Genomic DNA, 22,490 nt, shown 5'->3' on the forward strand with positions numbered 1-22,490 from the left:
CGACGGCACCATGCTCGGCACGCTGGCCGGTCGGCCGGCGGCGATCATCGACTTTCTCGAGGGCGTGTGGCCGCGCAAGCCGACTGCCGCGCATTGCACCGGGATCGGCCAGACGCTGGCCAAGATGCATCTGGCCGGCCAGGATTTTTCCATGAGCCGTCCGAACGCGCTGTCGGTGTCGGGCTGGCGGCCGCTGTTCGCCGCCGCGGCCGCGCGGGCCAACGATGTGCAGCCGGGTCTGCGCGAATTTCTGGCCTCCGAACTGAACTACCTCGAAGGCCGCTGGCCGAAGGATCTGCCGAGCGGCGTGATCCATGCCGATGCGTTTCCCGACAACGTGCTGTTTCTGGGTGACGAACTCTCCGGCCTGATCGATTTCTATTTCGGCTGCAACGACATGTTCGCCTATGATGTGGCGATCTGCCTCAACGCCTGGTGCTTCGAGCCTGATCATTCCTTCAACGTCACCAAGGCGCGGGCGTTTCTGTCGGCCTATGGCCGCGAGCGAAAACTGTCCGATGCCGAGCAGAATGCGCTGCCGTTGCTGGCGCGGGGAGCCGCGCTGCGCTTCCTGCTGACGCGACTGGTCGATCTGCTCAACGTGCCACCCGGTGCGCTGGTGCAGCCGAAGGATCCACTGGAATATGTCCGCAAGCTGCGGTTTCATCAGTCGGTGAAGGGCATGGCCGATTACGGCGTCGAAGTTCAGGGGCTGCGCGCATGACACCGGTTCTGATCCACACTGACGGCGCCTGTTCCGGCAATCCCGGTCCCGGCGGCTGGGGCGCGATTCTGAAATTCGGCGATGCCGAAAAGGAATTGAAGGGCGGTGAGGCGCACACCACCAATAACCGGATGGAGCTGATGGCGGCGATCGCGGCGCTGGAAGCGCTGAAGAAGCCGTGCAGCGTCGATCTGCACACCGACAGCCAGTATTTGCGCAATGGCATCACCAGCTGGATTCACGGCTGGAAGAAGAACGGCTGGAAGACCGCCGACCGGAAGCCGGTGAAGAATGTCGATCTGTGGGAGCGGCTCGATGCCGCGCTGCATACCCACGAGATCCGCTGGCACTGGGTCAAGGGCCACGCTGGCCATGCCGAGAACGAGCGTGCCGATCAGTTGTCTCGGGATGGTCTGATCGAGAACAGGAACAAGAAGTAAGCAGGTACGTTCCCCGGATGCTGCGCAACGCGTCGCGCTCGCGACGTGGTGCGCTGCTGATCCGGGGTCCCGGTTTCTTGACGAATACCGGGATCCCGGCTCTGCGGAGCGGCATGAAGAATGCCGCACCGCGTCCGGGAAACGGGCCGTTTTTTTTATAGCTGACCGAGCAGCGTGTCGCCGCCGGACACCTCGACCTTGCCGGGGTTTGGCTCGAGGTTGAACTTGGTGACGACGCCGTCTTCCACCAGCATCGAGTAGCGGTGCGAGCGGATGCCGAGGCCGTTGCCGGAGCCGTCCAGTTCCATGCCGATCGCCTTGGTGAATTCGGCGTTGCCGTCGGCGAGGAAGGTGGCCTCGTCGCGCAGGTCGGTGTCCTTCTTCCAGGCGTTCATCACGAAGGCGTCGTTGACCGAGATCACCGCGATGCTGTCGACGCCCTTGTCCTTCATGGCATAGGCGTTGAGGAAGATGCTCGGCAGATGCATCTTGTGGCAGGTGCCGGTATAGGCGCCGGGGACCGCGAACAGCGCGACCTTCTTGCCCTTGAACACGTCGTCGGTGGTCTTCACGGCGAGACCTTCCTCGGTCATCACGCGCAGCTTGGCCTCGGGCAGCTTGTCGCCAACTTTGATGGTCATCGTCGATCTCTCCGTTAAATTTGCGAAGGTTTCTTAGACCATTTTTATGAACGAAGGAAATTGACGCGGGCGGGGATATCGCAGGGTGGGCAAAGCGACGTCGCGCGAGGCGCGGCGGCGCGTGCCCACCATCAGGCGTGGCGGTGGGCACGGCGCAACGGCGCCTTTGCCCGCCCTAGGAGTCGGAGCTCACGCCGCCGCGTCGGTCTGTTTCTCGTCGCGGAGCTCACGTCGCAAAATTTTGCCGACATTGGTTTTCGGCAGCGAGGAGCGGAATTCGATCTGCTTCGGCACCTTGTAGTTGGTCAACTGGGTGCCGCAGAACGTGATCAGGTCCTCCGCCGAGAGGCTGGAATCCTTGCGGACCACAAAGGCTTTCACGGCCTCGCTGGTCCGGGCATCGACGACGCCGATGACGGCGCATTCCAGCACGCCGGGATGGCCGGCGATGACGTCCTCGATTTCGTTGGGATAGACGTTGAAGCCGGAGACGTTGATCATGTCCTTCTTGCGGTCGACGATGCGGGTGAAACCGTCCGCCGTCATGATGCCAATGTCGCCGGTGCGGAAAAAGCCGTCAGGCGTCATCACCTGCGCCGTGTCCGCCGGCCGGTTCCAGTAGCCGGACATGATCTGCGGGCCCTTGGCGCAGATCTCGCCGGGCTCGCCGAGCGGCACCTCGTTGCCCTCGTCGTCGCGGATCGAAATGTAGGTCGAGGGCACCGGCACGCCGATGGTGCCGTTGAACTGGTCGATGTCGGCCGGGTTGCAGGTCAGCGTCGGCGAGGTTTCCGACAGGCCATAGCCTTCCGAAATCGAGCATCCGGTAGTCTTGAGCCACTTTTCGGCGACCGCCTTCTGCACCGCCATGCCGCCGCCATTCGAAATCTTCAGCTTGGAGAAATCGACCTGGTCGAAGCCGGGCGTGTTGAGCAGGCCATTATACAGCGTGTTGACGGCCGGGAAATCATTGACCTGATACTTCATCAGCTCCTTGACGAAGCCGGCCATGTCGCGCGGGTTGGGGATCAGCAAATTGACGCCGCCGGCGCGCATCCCGAGCAGGAAGCAGGCCGTCAGCGCGAAGATGTGATATAGCGGCAGCGCGCAGACGATGAAGAGTTGCTCGACATGTGGCGGCTTGCGCAGCGCCGGCTGCAGCCAGGCGTCGTTCTGCAGCACATTGGCGAGAATGTTGCGATGGAGCAGGGTCGCGCCCTTGGAAAGCCCGGTGGTGCCGCCAGTATATTGCAGGAAGGCGACGTCGTTGGGGCCGATCAAGGGCTTGCTGAATCTCAGGCCGCGGCCGGCCGCGAGCGCGTCGTTGAACGACACCGAGCCGGGCAGGGACCACGCCGGCACCATCTTCTTGATGCGGCGGACCACCAGATTGACGATCACGCCCTTGAGGCCGAGCATGTCGCCCATGCTGCCGACGATCACGTGCTTCAGCGAAGTCTTGGCCACCACCTGCTGCACGGTATGGGCAAAATTCTCCAGTACGATGATCGCCTCGGCGCCGGAATCCCTGAGCTGGTGCTCAAGTTCGCGGGGCGTGTATAGCGGATTGACGTTGACCACGGCGTAGCCGGCACGCAGCACGGCGGAGGTCGCTACGGGGTGCTGCAGCACATTGGGCATCATGATGGCGACGCGCGCGCCGCGGGCGAGGCCCTTGCTTTGCAGATAGGCGCCGAGCGCCAGCGACATCTCGTCGAGTTCGCGATAGGTGATCGACTTGTCCATGCAGATGAAGGCCTTGCGGTCGCGAAACCTGGCAAAGCTCTCTTCCAGCAGGTCGACCAGCGACGGATACAGGGCCACGTCGATGTCGGCAGGCACGCCGGCCGGATATTGTTTAAGCCAGATCCGCTCCATGGCTCATTCTCCCCAAGCGTTGTTGTTTCGCGGGAGTATCGGACAAATCAGCCAGCGATAGCAAGGCGCGCCGCAGCATCGCGACGGACGAAATGTCATCGGTCTTGGCCGGCGCGCGGCTGTCGACGAAAGTCTAGGTCCGCGGTGTCGAAGGCGCCGGCTTCGCTTCACCGGTGGCGTCCTTGGGCGTCGGCCTGACGGCTGCCTTCGGTTTGGCCGGGGTCGCTGCTGGTTTGACGGCCGTCGTGGAGGTTGCCGCGGCGGGCTTGAGCGCGGGCTTTGCGGCTGTGGCTGCCGGCCTGGTCGCGGGTGGTTTCGCCGCAGGCTTAGTGGCTGCCGGCTTGGCGTCGGCCGCGTCTGCGCCGGCTTCGGGCTTCTTGGCCGCGGCACGCGTTGTCTTCTTGACCCGGGCCTTTGGCGTCTGCTTGGCCTCTTCCACCGCATTGGCGGCGATCAGGTCGGCGCCGGTCTTCTTCGGTCCGAGATAGACGATCACGGGCTCGGACGGCGCCGGCGCGGCGGCGATCATGTCGAGCGGTCGCAACGTCGGCGGCTGCAGTCCGGCGGTGAAGAAGGTCATGGCATTCTCCGCGCCGGATTCTCCGCTGGCGACGGTTTCCTCGTCGGCGTCGCTGGCGGGTCGCTTGCGTTTCGGGCCGCACATCTCATCGCGCAGGTTCGGCGGCGCGGCGTCGATTGGTACCAGGCTGTCGACGGTCCCGAGCGCCGGGCGCAACCAGGTCAGATTGTTGTTGTTGGAAAAGCCGCGCTCCAGCAGTTGGGCGGCCTTGACGGCGCGGGCCTGGCCGGACGACGAACCCAGCACGACGGCGATCAGCCGCTTACCGTTGCGGGTCGCGGTGGCCACCAGATTGTAGCCGGAGGCGCAGATGAAACCCGTCTTCATGCCGTCGGCGCCAGGGTAGCGGCCGATCAGCCGGTTGAAATTCTGCGTCACCCGGCGGCCGAACTTCATCGACGGGATGTGGACGAAATATTCGTATTCCGGCAGATCGTGAATGATGGCGCGGGCCAGGATCGCGAGATCGCGAGCCGATGTCACGTGTCCGTCCGCAGGCAGACCGTTCGGGTTGACGTAATGCGTCTGCGTCATGCCGAGCCGGGCCGCGTTGGCATTCATCTGTTCCGAAAACCCGTCGATCGAACCGCCAATGCCTTCCGCCAGTACCGCGGCCATGTCGTTGGCCGACTTGACCATCATCATGGTCATGGCATTTTCGATGGTCAGCTGGGTGCCGGCCTTGAAGCCCATCTTGGACGGCGCCTGCGCCGCCGCCGTCGGCGACACCGTCACCAGCGTTTCGAGGCTGACGCGGCGTTCCTTGACCGCCTTCAACACCACATAGGCTGTCATCAGCTTCGTGACGGAGGCCGGATACCACGGATAGGTCGCGTTCTCGGCCTGCAGTACCTTGCCGGACTCCACTTCAACGACGAGCAGCGCCTCGGCGCTGGCGGCACGCGGCGCGATGGCGGCGATAGCCAAACCGGCGGCAAAAACGATGGCATTCCATGACAGCAGGCGACGTGAGGCGAAGGAAAAATACACTATCCGATTCCGGTCCTTTGCAGATCGTCCGCGTTGCCCGGGCATGGCGCGCAGCAATCCTGAAATGTGTGGTTCGGGGCTTTCATACCAGTCGCCATGGCATGGTGACGCCGCAAACCTATACCGGCTGCAAGCATCAGAACAGTGGTTGACGCCCTGATTCGGCGCTTAAAGGGGCCGAATTTCGACTGGCCACCCGCGGCTCAGGGAACCACGCTATCTCCCTGCACGGACATGCTGGCGCGCGCGGTCTCCTGCACCATGAACTGCGCGCGGGCGAGCTCGGCGAAATGGCCGCCCTGGGTAACAAGTTCATCGAACGTTCCGCTTTCGATCACGCGGCCATTCTCGAATACCAGGATGCGCGTGGCGTTGCGGATGGTGGAGAGCCGGTGCGCGATGACGAAGGTGGTGCGCCCCTTCATCACTTCATCGAGAGCAACGTTCAGCTTCGCCTCGGTCACCGCGTCGAGCGCGGAAGTCGCCTCGTCGAGAATCAGGATTGGCGGATCCTTCAGCAGCGCGCGGGCAATCGAGAGCCGTTGCCGTTCACCGCCGGACAACATGCGGCCGCGCTCGCCGGCATTGGTCTCGAAGCCATGTTCGCTGCGGTCGATGAAGTCGAGCGCCTGGGCGCGGCCGGCGGCAACCCGCAATTCTTCATCCGTGGCGTCCGGCTTGCCGACGCGAAGATTGTCGGCGATCGAGCGGTTGAACAGCAAGGCCTCCTGGAACACGACGCCGATGTTCCGGCGCAGGCCCGACAAGGTCAGGCCACGAACATCCATGCCATCGATGCGAATGAAGCCGGATTGCGGATCGAAGGCCCGGTGCAGCAGCGCGATCGCCGTCGACTTGCCGGCGCCGGTGGCGCCGACCAGCGCGATGGTCTGGCCGGGCAGGGCCACGAAGGAGAGGTCCTGGATCGCCGGCCGCTTGCCGTCATAGGAGAACGACACGTCGGTGAACTCGACCATGCCCTGCAGCCGGCCGGGATCGATGGCATCAATGCGGTCGCGCACCGCCGGCACGGCGTCCAGCACGTTGAAGAATTCGCGCAACTTCGGCGCCTCCATGAACACGCCGTTGATGAAGGCGACGACCTGTTCGAGACGCTGGATCAACATGGTGGCGAACGAGACGAACATCACGATCTCGCCGACCGAGGTCAGACCCTGCTGGTTCAGCGCGATGCCGACGGTGAAGATCGCCAGGATGGTGATGGTGGTCGAGGCCCGCGTCATGACCGACACCAGCGCCCACCATGACAGCACCGGGATCTGCGCCGCCAGCAGTTGGCCGGCGACGCCGCGCAGGCCCTGCACCTCGGCGTCGACGCGCGTGAAACTCTGTACCAGCGCGACATTGCCGAGCGCGTCGGAAGCACGCGCGGACAGGTCGCCGTAATGCTCCTCCACTTCGCTTTGCATGCCGGAGGTCTTGCGCACCACCAGCGTCGTCAGAACCGTGAACACGATGCACAGGATCGCCAGCAGGCCGGCCAGCCGCCAGTTGATGTACAGCGACATCGGCAGCAGGACGAGCAGACTGGCAATCGCGGCAAAATGCTCGCGGAAAAATCCCAGCCACAGCCGCCACAATGCATCCGTGCCGTTCAGCATCACCTTCATCAACCGTCCGGAATGGGTGCCGGTATGATAGGTCAGCGGTAGCTGCATGATGTGTTCGAAGTAGTCGGTGAGCACAGCCTGGCGCTGACGGTGGGCGAGGCGATCGGAATGCAGTGCCACGACGGCGCCGCAGATGATGGTGAACAACCCGAATCCGACCCAGGCGCCGAGCAGTGGCCATGGCGACGCCGCCTCGGCCTGTAACGCACCGGTGGAAAGATTGCTCGACAGCACGTCGATGATGCGGCCGAACAGCACCGGCTCGGCGAATTGCGCGCAGGCCAGCAGCAAATTGGCGGCGGCAAGAAGCCAGCCGAGGCGCTTTTCGCGACCGAGCGCTTCCAGCACGCGGGTGTAGAGACGGATCATGGGTGAACACTCATGGCGACGCGAACGGAATGATCCGCGGCTACCATTTTAAGCAGGGATCGGCGCTGGAATACAGCCGTCCGGCGACGTTGTTCAGTTGATCTTGCGACCGATCGCGACCGGCAGAAACGAGTCGTCGAAGATGTCGGCTGGAGACGGCCGCTTGCGAAAGGTAAAATCCTCGGCGATCTCGTCCAGCGATGCCTCGAACCGCATGGCGTCGATGCCGCCCAGGCCGTCGCGCCGGACCTCGTCGGTCAGAATGTTGTCGTGGATGGCAATCCGCAACCGCGCCAGCTCGAGGTCGCGCGCGCCACCTTCCATCCGGGAAATGACGTCGTCGATCGCTCTCGCCGGGTCGGTGATCGCCAGTTGGGTGCCGGCGGCGACGGCGCGCAGGAAGCCTTTCACGGCCTCCGGCTTCTCCGCCGCGAATTTCGCATTGACGATCAGGGCCAGGCCATAGGCGGCGCTGCCATAGTCGCTGAAGCGAAACACCGCGAGATCGTCGGCGGGCACGCCGCGGTCGCGCAGGTTCACCGCCGACAGGAAGGAAAAGCCGGTGACGGCATCGACCTGGCCGGCCGAGAGCATCGGCTCGCGCACCGCGGCGCTGATTTTTTCCTGCTTCACCTGCGCGGCCTTGATGCCGTTGCGGCGCGCCAGCGCCGGCCACAGCCGGATCGCGAGATCGCCCTCGGCGACGCCGATCGTCTTGCCCTCCAGGCTGCCGAGCGAGGTGACGCCGCGGCTCTTGCGGGCGACGATGGCGTAGGGCGCCTTGTTGAGCAGTACGAATACCGCCTTGACGGGAATCGCATCGGCCGCGTCGCGGTAGCGCACCAGGGCGTTGATATCGGCGAGCGCCACGTCGCTGGCGCCGCTGGCCACGCGGGTAATCGCATCCTTGGTGCCAGTGGCAATCGTGGTGGAAACCGTCAGGTTCTCGGCGCGATACAGCCCGCGCGTGGCCGCCAGCACGAACGGCGCCGCGATCGCATCGATCGGACGGTCTAGTGCAACCTGGATCGCCACAGGGGGTCTGATCTCTTCGGCGGCGAACACCGGCCGAGCGCCGACCGCTGCCAGCATCACCATCGAAACGGCACCGATTCGACCAAGAGACACAATCGGGAGATTACGCATGAAAGGTACTTACAAGGGTTCGACGGGGGGCGATGGGCAGGTTTGGAACGCATTCGGCACCGTATCTTGCGCCTCTATCGTGCCGGCTCCAAGCTGAACATCTGATGACCGCCGGCTGCGCCGACGCGGTGTGATGATCCATGCCGCCAGTATGGAACCCGGGATGGCCATAGATGTTGTCAAGCCGAGCCCCACGAGGCCGAACGACCATGGAGGTCATTGAAATGTTCAACCGAAAGACTTCGTTCTCCACCATTGCCCGAGCTTCCGTCCTGGCGGCTGTCGCGGCGTTGACGCTAACTTCGTTCGCGCCCACGGCCGTGCTGGCTGCGCCGGCTGCGAGGGGGGTTTCGGCGGACCATGGCAGCGGCACGGTTACCGAATTCAGCAGCGCGCGGCGTCGCCATCACCGTGGTAACGGCAATGCCGCCGGTCTGGCTGCGTTCGGCGCCATTGTCGGCACCATTGGCGCTATCGCCGCCAGCCAGAACCGTCGCGACTATTATGATCAGGGGCCGCGCTATGGCTACTACGGTGGTGGCCCCGCTTATTATGGCGGCGGTCCTGCCTATTACGGCGGCCCCTATGGTGGCTATGGCGGGGGCCATGGCTACGATAATTCGCGCCGCATGACCTGGTAAAAAGGGTCTATCGATTTCAGAACGTCGGCTGTCTCCAGACAGTCGACGTTTTGCGTTAATACCGGTCAATCCGGCGAAAGCGGCGGGCTCTGGCGACCAAATGTCGCGGTTACAGGCGGCTTGCCGGGGCGGATTCGGCTATTCGGGTTTTTGGGCGCCCGTTGCCATAGACAAATCGCGACGGGGATGGTTCATCGCGGCCATGCTCAGACGAATGTATGATTGGTGCATCGACGCCGCCCACAAGCCCTATGCGCTCTGGATTTTGGGAATGGTATCGTTCGCGGAAAGTTCGTTCTTTCCGATTCCGCCGGATGTGATGCTGATCCCGATGTCGCTGGCGCGGCCGGAGCGGGCCTGGTTTTATGCCGGGCTATGCACGCTGACGTCGGTCGCCGGCGGGGTGGTCGGTTACGCCATCGGCGCGCTGCTGTATGATTCCGTTGGCCACTGGGTAATCAGCTTCTACGGCTATGGCGACAAGGTCGAGGCATTCCGCGCCGGCTACGCCGAGTACGGCGCGTGGATCATCCTGCTGAAGGGGCTGACGCCGATCCCGTTCAAGCTTGTCACCATCACGTCAGGCTTCGCGAATTATAATATCTGGATGTTCATCGGGCTGTCGCTGATCGCTCGCGGCGGGCGCTTCTTCCTCGTGGCGGTGCTTCTCAACCGGTATGGCGTATGGATTCGCGAAACCATCGAAAAGCATCTCGGGCTGTGGGTCGCGCTGGCGGTCGGAGTTTTGCTGCTCGGTTTCGTCATTGCGTTCCGGATGTTCTGAGCAAGACACTTCCCCCGGCACAGGTGTCAGGGTACGTTGCTAAACATGTCTGATTTGACTTCCTCAGCACGCGCGATGATCCGAAGCCTTTCCGTGGCCCTCCTGGTTACGGTGGCGGTGGCGATCGCCACCGCTGCCTGGTCGCAGACGCCGCCGCCCGCGCCAAAATCGATGATCATCCAGGTTGCCCCAGCTCCGGCCCCTGCGGCGAGCCTGGTGGCGGCGCCGCCCGCGGTGCCACCCGCCCCGCCGGAAGCGGCGGCCGCGCCGGAGCCGCCTTCCGAAAATCCGGGTCTGCTCAACGAAATCGGCAAGATGTTCAAGGACTCGAAGTCGATCCTGACGCTACCGTCGTTCAAGGGCTTCGGCGAGAGTACCGACAGCCTGCGGCTGAACTCGATCGTGAAAGGCCGGGTCGCCTGTCCGCGCGCGCCAAACGGCGCTCCGGATTGCAAGGCGGCGTCCGACCGGCTGTGCCAAAGCAAGGGCTTCAAGGAAGGTAAAAGCCTTGATACCGACGCGGCGCAAAGCTGTTCGGCCAAGGCGATGATGCCGGGTTACAAGCAGGAAGAGGGCGACTGCACGACCGTCAATTACGTCACCCAGGCGCTCTGTCAGTAACCTGCTTTCGGTCAGTCGGTTTTTCTGCCGCCGCGCAATTGCCATCGCACTATTGCTTCTGGCATCGTCCGGCCGCCCAAGAGGCGATCGCGCGTCAGTGCAATGACGTGGCGTATCAAGAAAAGAAGCAGAGGAATTCCCATGTCGATGCCTGCCCTGTTCAAGAACCGCCTGTCGATCCCGGTGATCGGTTCGCCGCTGTTCATCATTTCGGTCCCTGAGTTGGTGATCGCGCAGTGCAAGGCCGGCATTGTCGGGTCGTTTCCGGCGCTCAATGCGCGTCCCGCGGCGCTGCTCGACGAGTGGCTGGTGCGCATCAAGGAAGAACTCGCGGCCCACGACAAGGCGCATCCTGACCGGTTGTCGGCGCCGTTCGCCGTCAACCAGATCGTGCACAAGTCGAACAATCGGCTCGATCAGGACATGGCGCTTTGCGAGAAGCACAAGGTGCCGATGATGATCACCTCGCTGGGCGCGCGCGAGGAGTTGAACCAGGCCGCGCATCGCTGGGGCGGCATCGTGTTTCACGATGTCATCAACCAGCGCTTCGCCCACAAGGCGATCGAAAAGGGCGCCGATGGCCTCATTCTGGTTTCGGCCGGCGCCGGCGGCCATGCCGGTGAAATCTCGCCGCTGGCGTTTGTCGCAGAGACAAGGCAGTGGTTCGATGGCCCGGTGGCATTGTCCGGCGCTATCGCCAATGGTCGTGCGATCCGGGCCGCGCGCGTGCTCGGCGCCGATTTCGCCTATATCGGCTCGGCCTTCATCGCCACCACCGAGGCCAATGCAGTGCCCGGCTACAAGGACATGATCGCCGCATCGACGGCGGAGGACATCGTCTATTCCAACCTGTTTACCGGCGTGCATGGCAACTATCTCAAGCCGTCGATCGTCGCGGCCGGCATGGACCCGGACAATCTGCCGGAGTCCGATCCCACCAAGATGAACTTTGGCACCGACGCCGCCGGCGACCGCGCCAAGCCAAAGGCCTGGAAGGAAATCTGGGGCAGCGGCCAGGGCGTCGGCAGCATCGACAAGGTCGTGCCGGCGGCCGAACTGATCGCCCGCTTCAAGAAGGAATATGACGAGGCGATCGATCCGCCGCTGTAGTTGATGCCACGCGCTGCCCTTTCTTCCCTCTTCCCTTGTGAGAGAAGGTGGACGCGCGTTAGCGCGCCTGGATGAGGGGTAGTGTTCTTGCACAGTCCCGCATCCGACGCGGATCTCGTCCGCGTCACTTTCTCCCACAAGCGGAGAAGGAAGCAAGAAAGCGAACTTCTCCCGATGGACTTCATCTATCGCCTTGATGGGCATCATGTCATCACCACGCCGCACGCCGCCGGTCCATGGAACGCCACCATGCAGCATGGCTCGGCGCCCTCGGCGTTGGTAACCTATCTCGCCGAGCAGATGCCGACCGTGAGCCCGATGCGGATTGTGCGCGTCACCATCGATCTGCTGCGACCGGTGCCGGTGGCGCCGCTGACATTCGAGACCGAAATTCTGCGCGAGGGGCGCAAGATCCAGTTGTGCGGCATCCGGCTACTCGCCAATGGCGTCGTCGTCGCGCGCGCCAGCGTGCTGAAAATCCGGATCGAGCCGCAGCCATTGCCGGCCGAAATCGCCGATCCGCCGCTCGAACTGCCAGGACCCGAGCAAGGGCAGCCGCTTGGCCGAAGGGCGAACAATGCCTTCATGAGCGGCCTCTCGACCTGCGTGGTGCGCGGCGGATTAATGAAGTCCGGGCCGGGCGCGATCTGGTACCGGCTCGACCGCGCGATGATCGAGGGGTCGGTGACCTCGCAGGTGATGCGCGCCGTGGTCGCCGCCGATTTCAGCAACGGCACCTCGGCTGCGCTGTCGTTCAACGACTGGACGTTCCTCAATGCCGACCTCACGGTCAGCCTGTCCCGACCCCCGGTCGGTGACTGGATTCTGCTGGATTCGGAAAGCTGGATCGGCCCGGACGGCGCCGGGCTGGCGGCCTCGAAGCTAGCCGATATCAACGGCTATTTTGGCCGTGCGGTGCAGAGCCTGGTGATCGAAAAGCGCCAATCCTAAAGTGCGTTATCGGACATGAAATTTCCTTTTGGGGCCGGGAACCAGTTGATAATGCGCTGGTTATTGGCGGTCAGGGGGCCGTATGAGTTCGACGGATTTACTATCGGAAAAAGCTGGAACCGGAATCTGGGGATTGGACAACATCCTCGCCGGCGGTTTTTCGCGCGGTCATGTCTTTCTCGTGGAAGGTGCCCCCGGCACCGGCAAGACGACTGTTGCCCTGCAGTTCCTGATCGAAGGCGCGCGGGCCGGTGAAAAGGGCCTCTATATCACGCTGTCGGAGACCGAGGCCGAGCTGCGCGATGGTGCGGCCTCCCATGGCTGGACGTTGGGTGACGGCATCGAGGTGTTCGAACTGTTGCCGCCGGAAAGCCTGCTGGATTCCGATCAGCAGCAGAGCCTGCTGTATTCGTCGGATCTCGAACTTGGTGAAACTACCAAACAGATATTCGAGGCGGTCGAGCGGGCCCAGCCCGCCCGCGTCGTGCTCGACAGCCTTTCGGAAATCCGGTTGCTTGCACAGAGTTCGCTGCGCTACCGCCGGCAGATTCTGGCCATCAAGCATTACTTTGCCAAATTCGGCACCACCGTGATGCTGCTTGACGATTTGACGGCGGAAGTCGCCGACAAGACCGTCCACAGCGTGGAGCATGGCGTGCTGCGGCTGGAGGAACTGGCCCCGGCCTATGGCGCCGAGCGGCGCCGTGCCCGCGTCATCAAATATCGCGGCGTGAGATTTCGCGGCGGCTATCACGACGCCACCATCACCAAAGGTGGCCTCAACGTGTTTCCGCGACTGGTCGCGTCCGAGCATCGCAGCGATCTCGTTCGAATTACCAAATCGAGTGGTGTGGCGGAGCTCGATAAATTGCTGGGCGGTGGTATCGAGTCCGGCTCCAGCACCCTGGTGCTCGGTCCGGCCGGCACAGGAAAGTCGCTGGTGTCCATTGTCAACGTGGTTGCCGCCGTGAAGCGCGGGGAAACCGCGGCCATGTTCGTGTTCGACGAAGAGCTTGGCCTGCTGTTTGATCGTATGAAGAATCTGGGTATCAACCTTCCGGAAATGCAGAAGAGTGGCAGGCTGTTCGTCGAGCAGGTCGATGCCGCCGAATTATCACCCGGCGAATTTGCCCACCGCGTCCGTCGGCGGATCGATGAGCATGGCATCAGGACCGTGGTGATCGACAGCCTGAACGGTTATCAGGCCGCGATGCCGGAAGAGAATTCGCTGATTCTGCACATGCATGAATTGCTTCAATATCTCAACCGCAGGGGGGCCGCGACCTTCATGACGGTGGCGCAGCACGGGCTAGTCGGCGACATGCAAGCGCCGATCGATGTGACCTATCTGGCCGATACCGTCATCCTGCTGCGCTATTTCGAAGCGTCCGGCAATGTGCGCCGCGCGGTTTCGGTCATCAAGAAGCGCACTGGAACCCATGAGCCTACCATTCGAGAGTACCGGATCGACGGTCGCGGCCTCACCATCGGCGCACCTTTGGTCGAATTCCAGGGCGTGCTGCGGGGCGTGCCGATCTACAATGGCGTCAGCTCGCTGCTCGAGGAAATGACCCCGTGAAACCGGGCCTCTCGTCCGAACGCGCTGTCATTCTCGCCCCGAATGGTCGCGATGCCGCGGTAGCGGAAGCGTTAATTCGCGAAGCGGGCTATTATGCCCAGGCTTGTCCGGATTTCACCGCGCTGGCGCGGGAGATCGAGGGCGGCGCCGGCGTCGCCGTGATCGCCGACGAGGCGATCAAGACCGTCGACCTGCGCGGCCTTGGCCAATGGCTGCATGATCAGCCGTCCTGGTCGGATTTTCCGATCGTGCTGCTGACCCACCAGGGTGGCGGCCCCGAGCGCAACCCCGATGCGGCGCGGCTGGGGCAATTGCTCGGCAACGTCACCTTCATCGAGCGTCCGTTTCATCCGACGACCTTGATCTCGGTGGTTGGCTCCGCGGTGCGCGGCCGCCGCCGGCAATACCAGACCCGCGCCATTCTCGAGAACCTCAGCGAGAGCGAAGGCCTGCTGCAGACCGCGCTGAACGCCGGGCGTCTTGGCGCGTTGGAATTGCACTTGCCTGGCCTGGAGTTGGAGGTGTCGGACACCTGCAAGTCGTTTTTTGGCCGGCGCTCCGATGATCCTTTCACGTTCGAGGATCTGCAGGGCTCGATCCATCCCGATGATCGCGAGCGCCGCCAGCAGGCGCTGGATGCCACGCTGCAGCGCGGAGCCGACTACAATGTCGAATACCGCAGCATCTGGCCGGATGGTTCGGTGCACTGGATCGAGACGCGTGCGCGAATGGTGCGCGGGCCCGATGGCAGATTCAAGTCGCTGGTGGGAGTGAGCGTCGATATCAGCGCGCGCAAAACCGCGGATATCGAGCGCGATAATCTGCTTGACCAGTTGACGGCGGAGCGAACCGCGCTGGCCGAACTGACGGCTAATCTGGAGCAGCGCGTCGGCGAGCGGACGTCCGACCTGATGAAGGAAGTCGCGGCCCGCGAGCGCGCGCAGGAACAGCTTCGACAGGCTCAGAAGATGGAGACGATCGGCCAGCTCACCGGTGGCGTCGCCCACGATTTCAATAATCTGCTGATGGCGGTGATGGGCAATCTGGAATTGCTGCGCAAGCGCATCCCGGAAGATCCGCGGCTGCACCGCCTGATCGATGGCGCGCTGCAGGGGGCCGAGCGCGGGGCGTCGCTGACGCAGCGACTGCTGGCCTTTGCGCGCCAGCAGGATCTCAAGGCCGTGGCGGTCGATCTTGGCGGACTCGTGCGCGGCATGATCGACTTGCTGGAGCGGTCGCTTGGTCCGCGCGTGGCGTTGCGTCTCGACATTCCCGACGACCTGCCGCCCGCGCGGATCGACGCCAACCAGCTCGAACTGGCGATTCTGAATCTCGCCATCAATGCGCGCGACGCGATGCAGGATGGCGGCTCCATCGATATCAGGATCAGACGATACAGGGCGAACGACGGCGATGTGGCGCTGAAGCCTGGCGACTATCTGAAAGTATCCCTGATCGACAATGGCGGCGGCATGTCGGCTGAAACGCTGACAAAGGCAATCGAGCCGTTCTTCTCCACCAAGCCGGTGGGCAAGGGCACCGGTCTCGGGCTGTCCATGGTGCATGGCTTGGCGGTGCAGCTCGGCGGCACGCTCGAACTGTCCAGTTTGATCGGCAGCGGCACCACGGCGACGCTGGTGCTGCCGGTCACCACCACGGCGCCGGAAGCGATCGGCATCATGGATCCGGTGCGGCGTGCCGCGCGATCCGCCATCATCCTGTTTGTCGACGACGACCCGCTGATCGCCATGTCGACCATGGAAATGCTCGAAGATCTTGGTCATCGGGTGATCGCGGCCAATTCTGGCCGCCATGCGCTGGATATTCTGAACAGCGCACAGCCGCTCGACCTGATGATGACCGATCATGTCATGCCGGGCATGACCGGCATCGAATTGGCCGCGGCTTCGCGCGCGGTACGGCCGTCGCTGCCGATCTTGCTCGCCACCGGCTACGCCGAGTTGCCGGAGGGCGCCCAGCTCGATCTCCCGCGGCTGGCCAAGCCGTATCACCAGGACCAGCTCCGCGATCGACTCGATCAGCTTCTGGGGTGAGGTTGCGCCGTCGATTAACCCGGAATTAACCATGACGGGCGGAACATCGTGGCGCAGGAATCCACCAGCGCCCGGGGACGTCCAGATGGACACAGTGACCAGTTTCGCCAAGACGCCAGCCACGATCGAGGAAATCCGGACGCGCGTCGCCATGGCTTTTGGACGGCACCGGTTGTGTCGCGAGGTCGAGTTCGACGTGGTGCGAACCTCGCGCGCCGGCAAAGGCGCGAACTGGACGATCACAATGCAGTCGGTACCGCCGGAGGCGCTGTGGGAAGCCTCCGATATCGTTTCTGACATCCAGGAAGCCTACGTACTGGCCGTCGCCGCCTGAGCGCCGTCGCTTGCTGCCGGAATGGCATGGTTAAGCCTTAATTATTCTCCATTTGTCGGGACGATGAACCGGAGTTCGTCGGCGCAACGGAGACTGGCTTGACGCGTACCCTGACCCTTCTGGCGATTGGATGCTTGCTGGTGGTCGGCGTGGCCATCTTCAGCGTCGTCGGTCACGACAGCGTGTCGCGATCCGTGTTCGATCCCAGCGCCGACAGTTCGATCGCGGTGTCGCGGGGACCGGTGGCCAACCGGCAGGGCAAGACGGATAAGTGGTCCGGCGGGAATGCGGTTGCGGCGCTCGAATCCTCCCGCCCCGACGCCTGGAACGAACCCTTGCGCCAGGCCTTTGCCGCCGATAGCCCGCTTGGGACCAGCGCGCCGCCGCAACTGTCACCGGGCACGATTCCGTCGCAGCCATCGGGCAAGCAAAAGACCGGCAAGTCGGGGCAGAAAACCTACACCTTGCTCAGCGACGCGCAGATCGCCGCCATCAAGGGCCGGCTTAATCTCACGGCGACGCAGGAACAGCACTGGCCCGGCGTCGAAACCGCGTTGCGCGCGGTGGCGCAAAAAATCCACGAGACCAAACAGGCCAATCCCGCCGCCGGCAGCCCTCCGATCGATCCGGCGAGCTCCGAAGTGCAGCAGTTGAAATCCGCCGCGATGCCGCTGCTGTTCCAGTTGCGCGAGGATCAGAAGCGCGAAGTCCGCGCTCTGGCCCGCATCATCGGACTGGAATCGGTGGCATCGGCGATCTGATCCCGACGAACGTCAGGCAATCTCGACCAGTGGCGAGCGCTCGACGGCCGCGTTGGCCTTCGCGATCAGCTCGTATGAATGCAGTCGTGCAGGGTGGTCATAGATGTCCGACACGATCATCAGCTCATCGGCGCCGGTTTCGGCCACCAGCGACTTCATGCCGGCCTGTACGGTCTCCGGCGATCCGACGATCGAGCGCGCCAGCATGCGCATTGCCTGCGCCTTCTCCGCGCCGGACCAGTAGGTCTCGATGTCGTCGATCGGCGGCTGGCTGAGGCCACGGGTGCCGCGGAACATGTTGGTGAACGACATCTGCTGCGTCGTCGCCAGCCGGCGGGCTTCCTTGTCGGTGTCGGCGGCGATGATGTTGACGCCCACCATGGCGTGCGGCCTGGCCAGTTGCTCCGACGGCTCGAAGCGCTCGCGGTAGATCTGCAGGGCCTGCATCAGTTGTTCCGGTGCGAAATGCGAGGCGAAGGCATAGGGCAGGCCGAGCGCGGCGGCGAGTTGCGCGCCATAGGTGCTGGACCCCAGGATCCACAGCGGCACGTCGGTGCCGGCAGCCGGCACAGCCTGGATGTTCTGGTTGGGGCCGGCGGGGGCGAAGAACGCCTGCAGTTCCATCACGTCCTGCGGGAAATTATCCGAACTGGTCAGCGTCCGCCGCAAGGCGCGCACCGTGATTTGGTCCGTGCCCGGGGCGCGGCCGAGCCCGAGATCGATGCGGCCGGGATATAGCCGCGCCAGCGTGCCGAACTGTTCGGCGATAATGATCGGGGCGTGGTTCGGCAACATGATGCCGCCGGCGCCAACGCGGATGGTTTTGGTGCCCGCGGCAATATGGCTGACCACGATCGAGGTCGCGGCGCTGGCGATGCCGGCCATGTTGTGGTGCTCCGCCACCCAGAACCGGCCAAAGCCCCATTGTTCGGCATGGGCGGCGAGATCCCGTGCATTGTCGAGCGCGCCACGCGCATCGGTTTCCTGGGTCACGCGGACGAGGTCGAGAATCGAAAGGGCGGTCATGCGCGTACTCCTGCTGCTCCTACCATTTAGGAACGCAGCGGCATGGACGCCAGCCTTTCCGGAGCACATGGCTGGCGCGCGTCTTCGCTCGCGTTCGCCGCGCCCTTAGAATCGGCCTGCAATCAGTCAGGCAGCATTCCCAAACGGACGCAGTTCCGGCCTTCGCGCTTGGCCTGATAGAGCGCGGTATCGGCACGGGCACTCCATTCCAGCAGCTTTTCGCCGGGGTCGTAGCAGGAGATGCCGATCGATACCGTGACGCCGGGGATCGGCTGCTGCGAGGTGCCGCAGAGCGCCTTGTGCTTTTCAAAGGCGATGCGGATATACTCGCCCACCTTGGCGGCGCCCTCGATCGGCGTGCGCGGCAGGATGATGGCGAACTCCTCGCCGCCATAGCGCGCGGCGCGATCCTGGCCGCGAACATGCTGCTGGATCGTGGTGGCCACGAACTGCAGCACCTGGTCGCCGACCGGATGACCATAGGTGTCGTTGACGTGCTTGAAGTGATCGACGTCGAGAATCATCAGGCAGAGGTCCTCACCGGTGTTCATCGCCTCGCCGGCCAGTTCGTTGAGGTTGGCATCGAACGAGCGGCGGTTGGAGATGCCGGTCAGGGCATCGATGGTGGCTTCGCGCCTTGCGTCGTCCAGCGTGCGCTCCAGCGCCTCGATCTTCTCCGCCGAACGCCGCATCCGGATGCCGAGATGGTCGCTGCGCTTGGCCATTTCGCTGGTCTCGTTGATCAGATGCTCCAGCATTCTCGTCAGGTTGCTGAAGCTCGTCTTCTCCGTCCGGGCAATCTCGTCCACGAGCGGGATGCGGAGGTTGTCCTCGGCGCTGGCAACATCCAGTAGATCCAGAACCTCCTGCGCGGCTTCCATCACCTGCAGCGAGGTCTGCCGAAGCACCTGCTGCTCTTCCGTGGTGGAGAAGAAACTGTTGTGCAATTCCTTCAGGGCGGCGCCGTCGAAGCCGCGCCGGTTCGAGATCACGATATCAATTGTGCGCTGAAGATTAGGATTCTTTCCGGAATGGTATTCATACCAGATAGCGAAATTGTCGGGGGTTGGCGAGATGGCGTAAGTACCCATGGATGCCATCGCTGCTTCCGCAATCGGATCGATGGCCTCGGAATTCTCAAATGTCATTTCCAGCTCCGGCGGATGTATAAGTCCGCTATCAAATCTAATTTGGCTTCAACTCTATCTTGGTACCTTAGCGCTGACTTGTCACAGGGAGATAAACACCGGAGCGAAGAAACCAGATTTCCGCCGAAATGGAAAAACGAGGTTATGAATCTCTATACGTCTGCGAAATAACGATAAAAATTTACCGACCAGTGCGTTGGTGACGTCAAAGAAACCACGTTGCAGCTGGTTGGCGATCCTGCCGTGCCATTTCAGGTCTTGCGTGTCGCTACTCATAAAGCCGCGGGTTGTATCCCGTCGCAGCGACGCGTTCGCGTTGTCCTTCGGGCCGCGCGCTGATCGGTCTGGCTCTTATCGACATCGCCGCGGGCCAGCATGTCGCCGCGAGGCCCGGCGTTATCGTGTGCGAATTCTGGATATCTCTTGCGGGCTCACAGGATCGCGTCGGACAACAGCTGACCGATCGGGGCACGCCTACTGACCTGTTGCAGATGGTGATGCTGAAATACGTCCGCGGCCTTGCCGCAGGTTACCGCGGCAAGGCCGTGCAGTGACAGAGCCGAATACGCGTGGCGCGTAATCGGCTACGGCTTGGTCGATGGGTTGCGTGACCGCGCCACCGCCGCGGCGGAGTCCGCCACGACGGAACGGGCGTGCGCGATCCAGTCCTCGACCTTCACCAGACGGCCGAGCTGGCCGAGCTTGGTGCGAACCGAGGTGGCATCGCAGGCCGCCAGATCGGACATGGTACGGATCCCCGCCTGCGACAGTCGCCAGACCAGGCCGGGACCGAGGGTCGGTACGGCCTCGATGCCTGACAGCGCCCCGCCGAGCTCAAGCTGCGGCGTCATCGCCGGCACGGTGGCGAGTGCTTCACTCGTTTTGCTGATCTCGTCGCGCTTGACCGGCTCCAATGGTTGCAGCCCGGCCGATTCGGCAAACCGCTGTTGCATATCCGGTGTTGTCCGGATCGAGCGGCTTACGCTCAAATCGAGCCGGAGCGTGGCGTCTTCCTTGTTGACCGGAGAAATACCGAGACGCGCCGCATCATAATGGCGCGTGACGCGACCGGGAAGCGAGGTCTCGTGTCCGTTCGGCAGCGGCATCTGTCGCGGCTGCAATGGCGCGGCGGTTGGCGAGACATCGGTTAATCCAGTGGCAACGAACTGCTGAGAAATCCTGGTAACCAGCGGATCCGGCATCAGCCGTGTCGCCGCGGCGGTCGGCTCGTGGCGGGGCTCCTCCGAGACGGCTGGAGCCGTATTGTGCGCACGGGCGATACGCTCCTCGCGAATCCGCGCCAGCAATTCCCGCGTTCCGCGTCGCACATCGCTCACGCGTTGTGCTCTGTCTTCTCTGGCTGTCGGCACGTCGTCAGATCCCTTACAAGGCGAATACGCGAAACGGTTCGCAAGCCGGCTTGGCTGTGACGCCATCAAAAATGATCTTCCTGGTTGGCGAATGTTACATCAGGAGACCGGTCGCGCGGATGGCTGGCGCAAGGCCAGCCATCCGATGGTCAACGCGGATCAGGCGGTCTGGGGCTGCGCAACAAGGCCGACGGCCTCGGCATATTTCAGCCAGGTTTCCACCGACGCGATCACGACACGGGCTTCGATGGCGATCAACTCGATGCCAACCAGCGCGACGCGAATGAAAGCATCGACCACGACGCCCTTGTCCAGAATCCGGTCAATAACTTCAGCGAGGCTCGACGACGCGATGCTCTTCTCAATTGCCATGATAGTGGTCTTTCTTTCATTTCGGGTCAGTGACCCAGGGTTCAAGCGATGGTCGCTTAACATGTCGAGGTAGGAATTTGACACTCGTTCCAGTTCACAGTCCCGTCGCCCATCTCGTTGAAACTACAATTACCCAGCTAATTGCAGCTTAATCACGCAACCGGTACAAATACGGTGACTTGTTAGTTGGGTAACTTGCTGCTCTTGGGAATAAAAATAACGAGGGGTCGGCTGCTATCGATGTCGATCAAGGACCTACAAACCGCGCGCGATAATGTAACAAGACCCGCACCAAGGCCGGCGTCGGCCGCGGTATCGCGCGTCCGCGCGGCTACCAGAGAGTCGGCTTGCCGATCGGATTGCGCGGAATGCTGCTGCCAAATGTAAAGGCAATCGGGCGTTCCGCCGCATCGAACTGGCCGGCGCACCAAATGGCCAGTTCATCGGCGAACAGCGGCTCGTTCATCATCGTTTCGCGGGTGACGACGAATGCTTCCAGCCGTGCCCGCGCCGGATCGACGTTGCGCTGGGCGCGTACGACGCAGTCGAGTACCGCTTCATGGCGGCACAGTCGACGACCGATATCCGAAGGGTTGACGTTGATTCCGCCAATCTGGACCATGCCGTCGCCGCGTGGGCCGACACGCAGATGTCGATCGCCCTGCCATGTCACGACATCGTTCAATTTGATCGGTTCGGCGGACGGGCGGGCTATCGCCCGGCCGTCATCGGCAACGCGCCAGAATTCGAACAGTTCATACGGCGCCGTCGGATCGTCGCGCCAGCCTATGCCTGCCGTCTCGGATGATCCATAAATCTCGATCAGGCGGGTGAGGCCCAGCGCGGAGAGCTTCGTGGCCAAGGCGGCCGGCATCGGCGCGGTGGAGGTCACCCCGATCACGTCGTCCGGCAAGCGCCGGCCGGCCTCGGCCAGCAGCGACCACATGTGCGGCGTGGCAATCACGAGATCGCCGGGAGCCATCATGCTGGCCCAACTGCCGGGGCCGGAGCAACGCAGATCGACGGTCTCGACGCCGAACTGAAGCGGCAGACGAACCGTATGCAGGAATCCGTAAATATGATGCGGAGGTACCAGCGCCGCGACCCGCCGCCGCGGGCCCACTATATCAGCCATGGCGGCGACCTCAGTGTCGAGGTCGAGCATGGTCTGCATGCATTTACTGGGCGTACCGGTCGATCCCGAAGTGCGGAAGGTGATACCGCGACCCAAAATCTCTAACAGAATTTTATAGCCCTGCGGATTCAAGATTTGATTAGTCACCGACGATCGGCGCACCATAAAATAGCCACTCATGGGATCACTCACTCGACCCACGACC

Annotated in this window: 22 protein-coding genes; 12 read left to right on the forward strand and 10 right to left on the reverse strand. The window is 63.1% G+C overall.

The genetic code is table 11. From position 1 onward, the window contains the following. Nucleotides 1–724, forward strand: a 724-nt coding sequence (locus Q0S16_RS11015) for a homoserine kinase (RefSeq protein ID WP_295848120.1), incomplete at its 5' end; no start/stop codon positions are given. Continuing rightward, nucleotides 721–1,164, forward strand: coding sequence for a ribonuclease HI (gene rnhA, locus Q0S16_RS11020; RefSeq protein ID WP_295848122.1), 444 nt, complete (start codon nucleotides 721–723; stop codon nucleotides 1,162–1,164). The genes Q0S16_RS11015 and rnhA, both read left to right, overlap by 4 nt. 155 nt (nucleotides 1,165–1,319) lie before the next feature. Here rnhA and Q0S16_RS11025 read toward each other — a convergent pair whose 3' ends face one another. The 5 genes from Q0S16_RS11025 to Q0S16_RS11045 form a co-directional block, all read right to left on the reverse strand. Further along, nucleotides 1,320–1,805 (reverse strand): peroxiredoxin, encoded by a 486-nt coding sequence (locus Q0S16_RS11025; protein WP_295848124.1) that lies wholly within the window; start codon nucleotides 1,803–1,805, stop codon nucleotides 1,320–1,322. Between the two features lie 189 nt (nucleotides 1,806–1,994). After that, entirely contained in the window at nucleotides 1,995–3,683 is a 1,689-nt protein-coding gene (locus Q0S16_RS11030) for a long-chain fatty acid--CoA ligase (RefSeq protein WP_295848126.1), read from the reverse strand. Between the two features lie 133 nt (nucleotides 3,684–3,816). Beyond that, the gene (locus tag Q0S16_RS11035) at nucleotides 3,817–5,253 is read right to left on the reverse strand and encodes a D-alanyl-D-alanine carboxypeptidase family protein (RefSeq protein ID WP_295848129.1); all 1,437 of its coding nucleotides are present in this window, start codon (nucleotides 5,251–5,253) and stop codon (nucleotides 3,817–3,819) included. 203 nt (nucleotides 5,254–5,456) lie between these two features. Continuing rightward, on the reverse strand, nucleotides 5,457–7,253 hold the full coding sequence (locus Q0S16_RS11040; protein WP_295848131.1) for a glucan ABC transporter ATP-binding protein/ permease: 1,797 nt from the start codon (nucleotides 7,251–7,253) through the stop codon (nucleotides 5,457–5,459). Nucleotides 7,254–7,346: 93 nt separating this feature from the next. Further along, the gene (locus Q0S16_RS11045) at nucleotides 7,347–8,345 is read right to left on the reverse strand and encodes an ABC transporter substrate-binding protein (RefSeq protein ID WP_295848162.1); all 999 of its coding nucleotides are present in this window, start codon (nucleotides 8,343–8,345) and stop codon (nucleotides 7,347–7,349) included. A gap of 278 nt (nucleotides 8,346–8,623) precedes the next feature. On the opposite strand from Q0S16_RS11045, the gene Q0S16_RS11050 reads away from it, so the two are divergent. The 9 genes from Q0S16_RS11050 (at nucleotide 8,624) to Q0S16_RS11090 (ending at nucleotide 17,234) form a co-directional block, all read left to right on the forward strand. Beyond that, nucleotides 8,624–9,040, forward strand: a complete 417-nt coding sequence (locus Q0S16_RS11050) for a hypothetical protein (protein WP_295848132.1) — start codon at nucleotides 8,624–8,626, stop codon at nucleotides 9,038–9,040. A 202-nt stretch (nucleotides 9,041–9,242) separates the two neighbouring features. Further along, the gene (locus tag Q0S16_RS11055; RefSeq protein WP_295848134.1) at nucleotides 9,243–9,824 is read left to right on the forward strand and encodes a YqaA family protein; all 582 of its coding nucleotides are present in this window, start codon (nucleotides 9,243–9,245) and stop codon (nucleotides 9,822–9,824) included. A gap of 93 nt (nucleotides 9,825–9,917) precedes the next feature. Beyond that, the gene (locus Q0S16_RS11060) at nucleotides 9,918–10,445 is read left to right on the forward strand and encodes a hypothetical protein (RefSeq protein WP_295848136.1); all 528 of its coding nucleotides are present in this window, start codon (nucleotides 9,918–9,920) and stop codon (nucleotides 10,443–10,445) included. Between the two features lie 141 nt (nucleotides 10,446–10,586). Next, entirely contained in the window at nucleotides 10,587–11,555 is a 969-nt protein-coding gene (locus tag Q0S16_RS11065) for a nitronate monooxygenase family protein (protein ID WP_295848138.1), read from the forward strand. Nucleotides 11,556–11,729: 174 nt separating this feature from the next. Next, nucleotides 11,730–12,506, forward strand: a complete 777-nt coding sequence (locus Q0S16_RS11070) for a thioesterase family protein (RefSeq protein ID WP_295848141.1) — start codon at nucleotides 11,730–11,732, stop codon at nucleotides 12,504–12,506. Nucleotides 12,507–12,588: 82 nt separating this feature from the next. Continuing rightward, a complete protein-coding gene (locus tag Q0S16_RS11075; protein ID WP_295848143.1) occupies nucleotides 12,589–14,085 on the forward strand; it encodes an ATPase domain-containing protein in 1,497 nt (498 codons plus the stop codon). Further along, the gene (locus Q0S16_RS11080; RefSeq protein WP_295848145.1) at nucleotides 14,082–16,139 is read left to right on the forward strand and encodes a hybrid sensor histidine kinase/response regulator; all 2,058 of its coding nucleotides are present in this window, start codon (nucleotides 14,082–14,084) and stop codon (nucleotides 16,137–16,139) included. Before Q0S16_RS11075 ends, Q0S16_RS11080 begins: the two co-directional genes overlap by 4 nt. A gap of 85 nt (nucleotides 16,140–16,224) precedes the next feature. Further along, nucleotides 16,225–16,473 carry a hypothetical protein gene (locus tag Q0S16_RS11085; RefSeq protein WP_295848147.1) on the forward strand — a complete coding sequence of 83 codons (249 nt, stop codon included), beginning with the start codon at nucleotides 16,225–16,227 and terminating at the stop codon, nucleotides 16,471–16,473. A 98-nt stretch (nucleotides 16,474–16,571) separates the two neighbouring features. Beyond that, nucleotides 16,572–17,234 (forward strand): hypothetical protein, encoded by a 663-nt coding sequence (locus Q0S16_RS11090; protein ID WP_295848149.1) that lies wholly within the window; start codon nucleotides 16,572–16,574, stop codon nucleotides 17,232–17,234. A gap of 12 nt (nucleotides 17,235–17,246) precedes the next feature. Here the strand turns inward: Q0S16_RS11090 and Q0S16_RS11095 are convergent, their stop codons facing one another. Both Q0S16_RS11095 and Q0S16_RS11100 read right to left on the reverse strand, forming a co-directional pair. After that, nucleotides 17,247–18,260: an LLM class flavin-dependent oxidoreductase gene (locus Q0S16_RS11095; RefSeq protein WP_295848151.1), complete on the reverse strand. Its 1,014-nt coding sequence runs from the start codon at nucleotides 18,258–18,260 to the stop codon at nucleotides 17,247–17,249. A gap of 122 nt (nucleotides 18,261–18,382) precedes the next feature. Continuing rightward, the gene (locus Q0S16_RS11100; RefSeq protein WP_295848153.1) at nucleotides 18,383–19,408 is read right to left on the reverse strand and encodes a GGDEF domain-containing protein; all 1,026 of its coding nucleotides are present in this window, start codon (nucleotides 19,406–19,408) and stop codon (nucleotides 18,383–18,385) included. 287 nt (nucleotides 19,409–19,695) lie between these two features. Between Q0S16_RS11100 and Q0S16_RS11105 the strand changes: the two genes are divergently transcribed. After that, the gene (locus Q0S16_RS11105) at nucleotides 19,696–19,962 is read left to right on the forward strand and encodes a hypothetical protein (RefSeq protein ID WP_295848155.1); all 267 of its coding nucleotides are present in this window, start codon (nucleotides 19,696–19,698) and stop codon (nucleotides 19,960–19,962) included. Nucleotides 19,963–19,992: 30 nt separating this feature from the next. Here Q0S16_RS11105 and Q0S16_RS11110 read toward each other — a convergent pair whose 3' ends face one another. The 3 genes from Q0S16_RS11110 to Q0S16_RS11120 all read right to left on the reverse strand — a co-directional run. Further along, nucleotides 19,993–20,745, reverse strand: coding sequence for a hypothetical protein (locus Q0S16_RS11110; protein WP_295848157.1), 753 nt, complete (start codon nucleotides 20,743–20,745; stop codon nucleotides 19,993–19,995). 192 nt (nucleotides 20,746–20,937) lie between these two features. After that, nucleotides 20,938–21,150: a gas vesicle structural protein GvpA gene (gene gvpA / locus Q0S16_RS11115; RefSeq protein ID WP_295848159.1), complete on the reverse strand. Its 213-nt coding sequence runs from the start codon at nucleotides 21,148–21,150 to the stop codon at nucleotides 20,938–20,940. 331 nt (nucleotides 21,151–21,481) lie between these two features. Continuing rightward, a partial coding sequence (locus tag Q0S16_RS11120; RefSeq protein WP_295848161.1) for an AMP-binding protein occupies nucleotides 21,482–22,490 on the reverse strand: 1,009 nt, incomplete at its 5' end.

The organism is Tardiphaga sp., assembly GCF_025356345.1.
Classification (GTDB): domain Bacteria; phylum Pseudomonadota; class Alphaproteobacteria; order Rhizobiales; family Xanthobacteraceae; genus Tardiphaga.

Bases quoted from the DNA above. Each gene is read 5' to 3' on its own strand.
- Q0S16_RS11075 (WP_295848143.1), top strand. From the start codon at position 12,589: ATGAGTTCGACGGATTTACTATCGGAAAAAGCTGGAACCGGAATCTGG.
- Q0S16_RS11025 (WP_295848124.1), bottom strand. From the start codon at position 1,805: ATGACCATCAAAGTTGGCGACAAGCTGCCCGAGGCCAAGCTGCGCGTG.
- rnhA (WP_295848122.1), top strand. From the start codon at position 721: ATGACACCGGTTCTGATCCACACTGACGGCGCCTGTTCCGGCAATCCC.
- Q0S16_RS11030 (WP_295848126.1), bottom strand. From the start codon at position 3,683: ATGGAGCGGATCTGGCTTAAACAATATCCGGCCGGCGTGCCTGCCGAC.
- Q0S16_RS11050 (WP_295848132.1), top strand. From the start codon at position 8,624: ATGTTCAACCGAAAGACTTCGTTCTCCACCATTGCCCGAGCTTCCGTC.
- Q0S16_RS11085 (WP_295848147.1), top strand. From the start codon at position 16,225: ATGGACACAGTGACCAGTTTCGCCAAGACGCCAGCCACGATCGAGGAA.
- Q0S16_RS11095 (WP_295848151.1), bottom strand. From the start codon at position 18,260: ATGACCGCCCTTTCGATTCTCGACCTCGTCCGCGTGACCCAGGAAACC.
- Q0S16_RS11070 (WP_295848141.1), top strand. From the start codon at position 11,730: ATGGACTTCATCTATCGCCTTGATGGGCATCATGTCATCACCACGCCG.
- Q0S16_RS11065 (WP_295848138.1), top strand. From the start codon at position 10,587: ATGTCGATGCCTGCCCTGTTCAAGAACCGCCTGTCGATCCCGGTGATC.
- gvpA (WP_295848159.1), bottom strand. From the start codon at position 21,150: ATGGCAATTGAGAAGAGCATCGCGTCGTCGAGCCTCGCTGAAGTTATT.
- Q0S16_RS11040 (WP_295848131.1), bottom strand. From the start codon at position 7,253: ATGATCCGTCTCTACACCCGCGTGCTGGAAGCGCTCGGTCGCGAAAAG.
- Q0S16_RS11055 (WP_295848134.1), top strand. From the start codon at position 9,243: ATGCTCAGACGAATGTATGATTGGTGCATCGACGCCGCCCACAAGCCC.
- Q0S16_RS11100 (WP_295848153.1), bottom strand. From the start codon at position 19,408: ATGACATTTGAGAATTCCGAGGCCATCGATCCGATTGCGGAAGCAGCG.
- Q0S16_RS11045 (WP_295848162.1), bottom strand. From the start codon at position 8,345: ATGCTGGCAGCGGTCGGCGCTCGGCCGGTGTTCGCCGCCGAAGAGATC.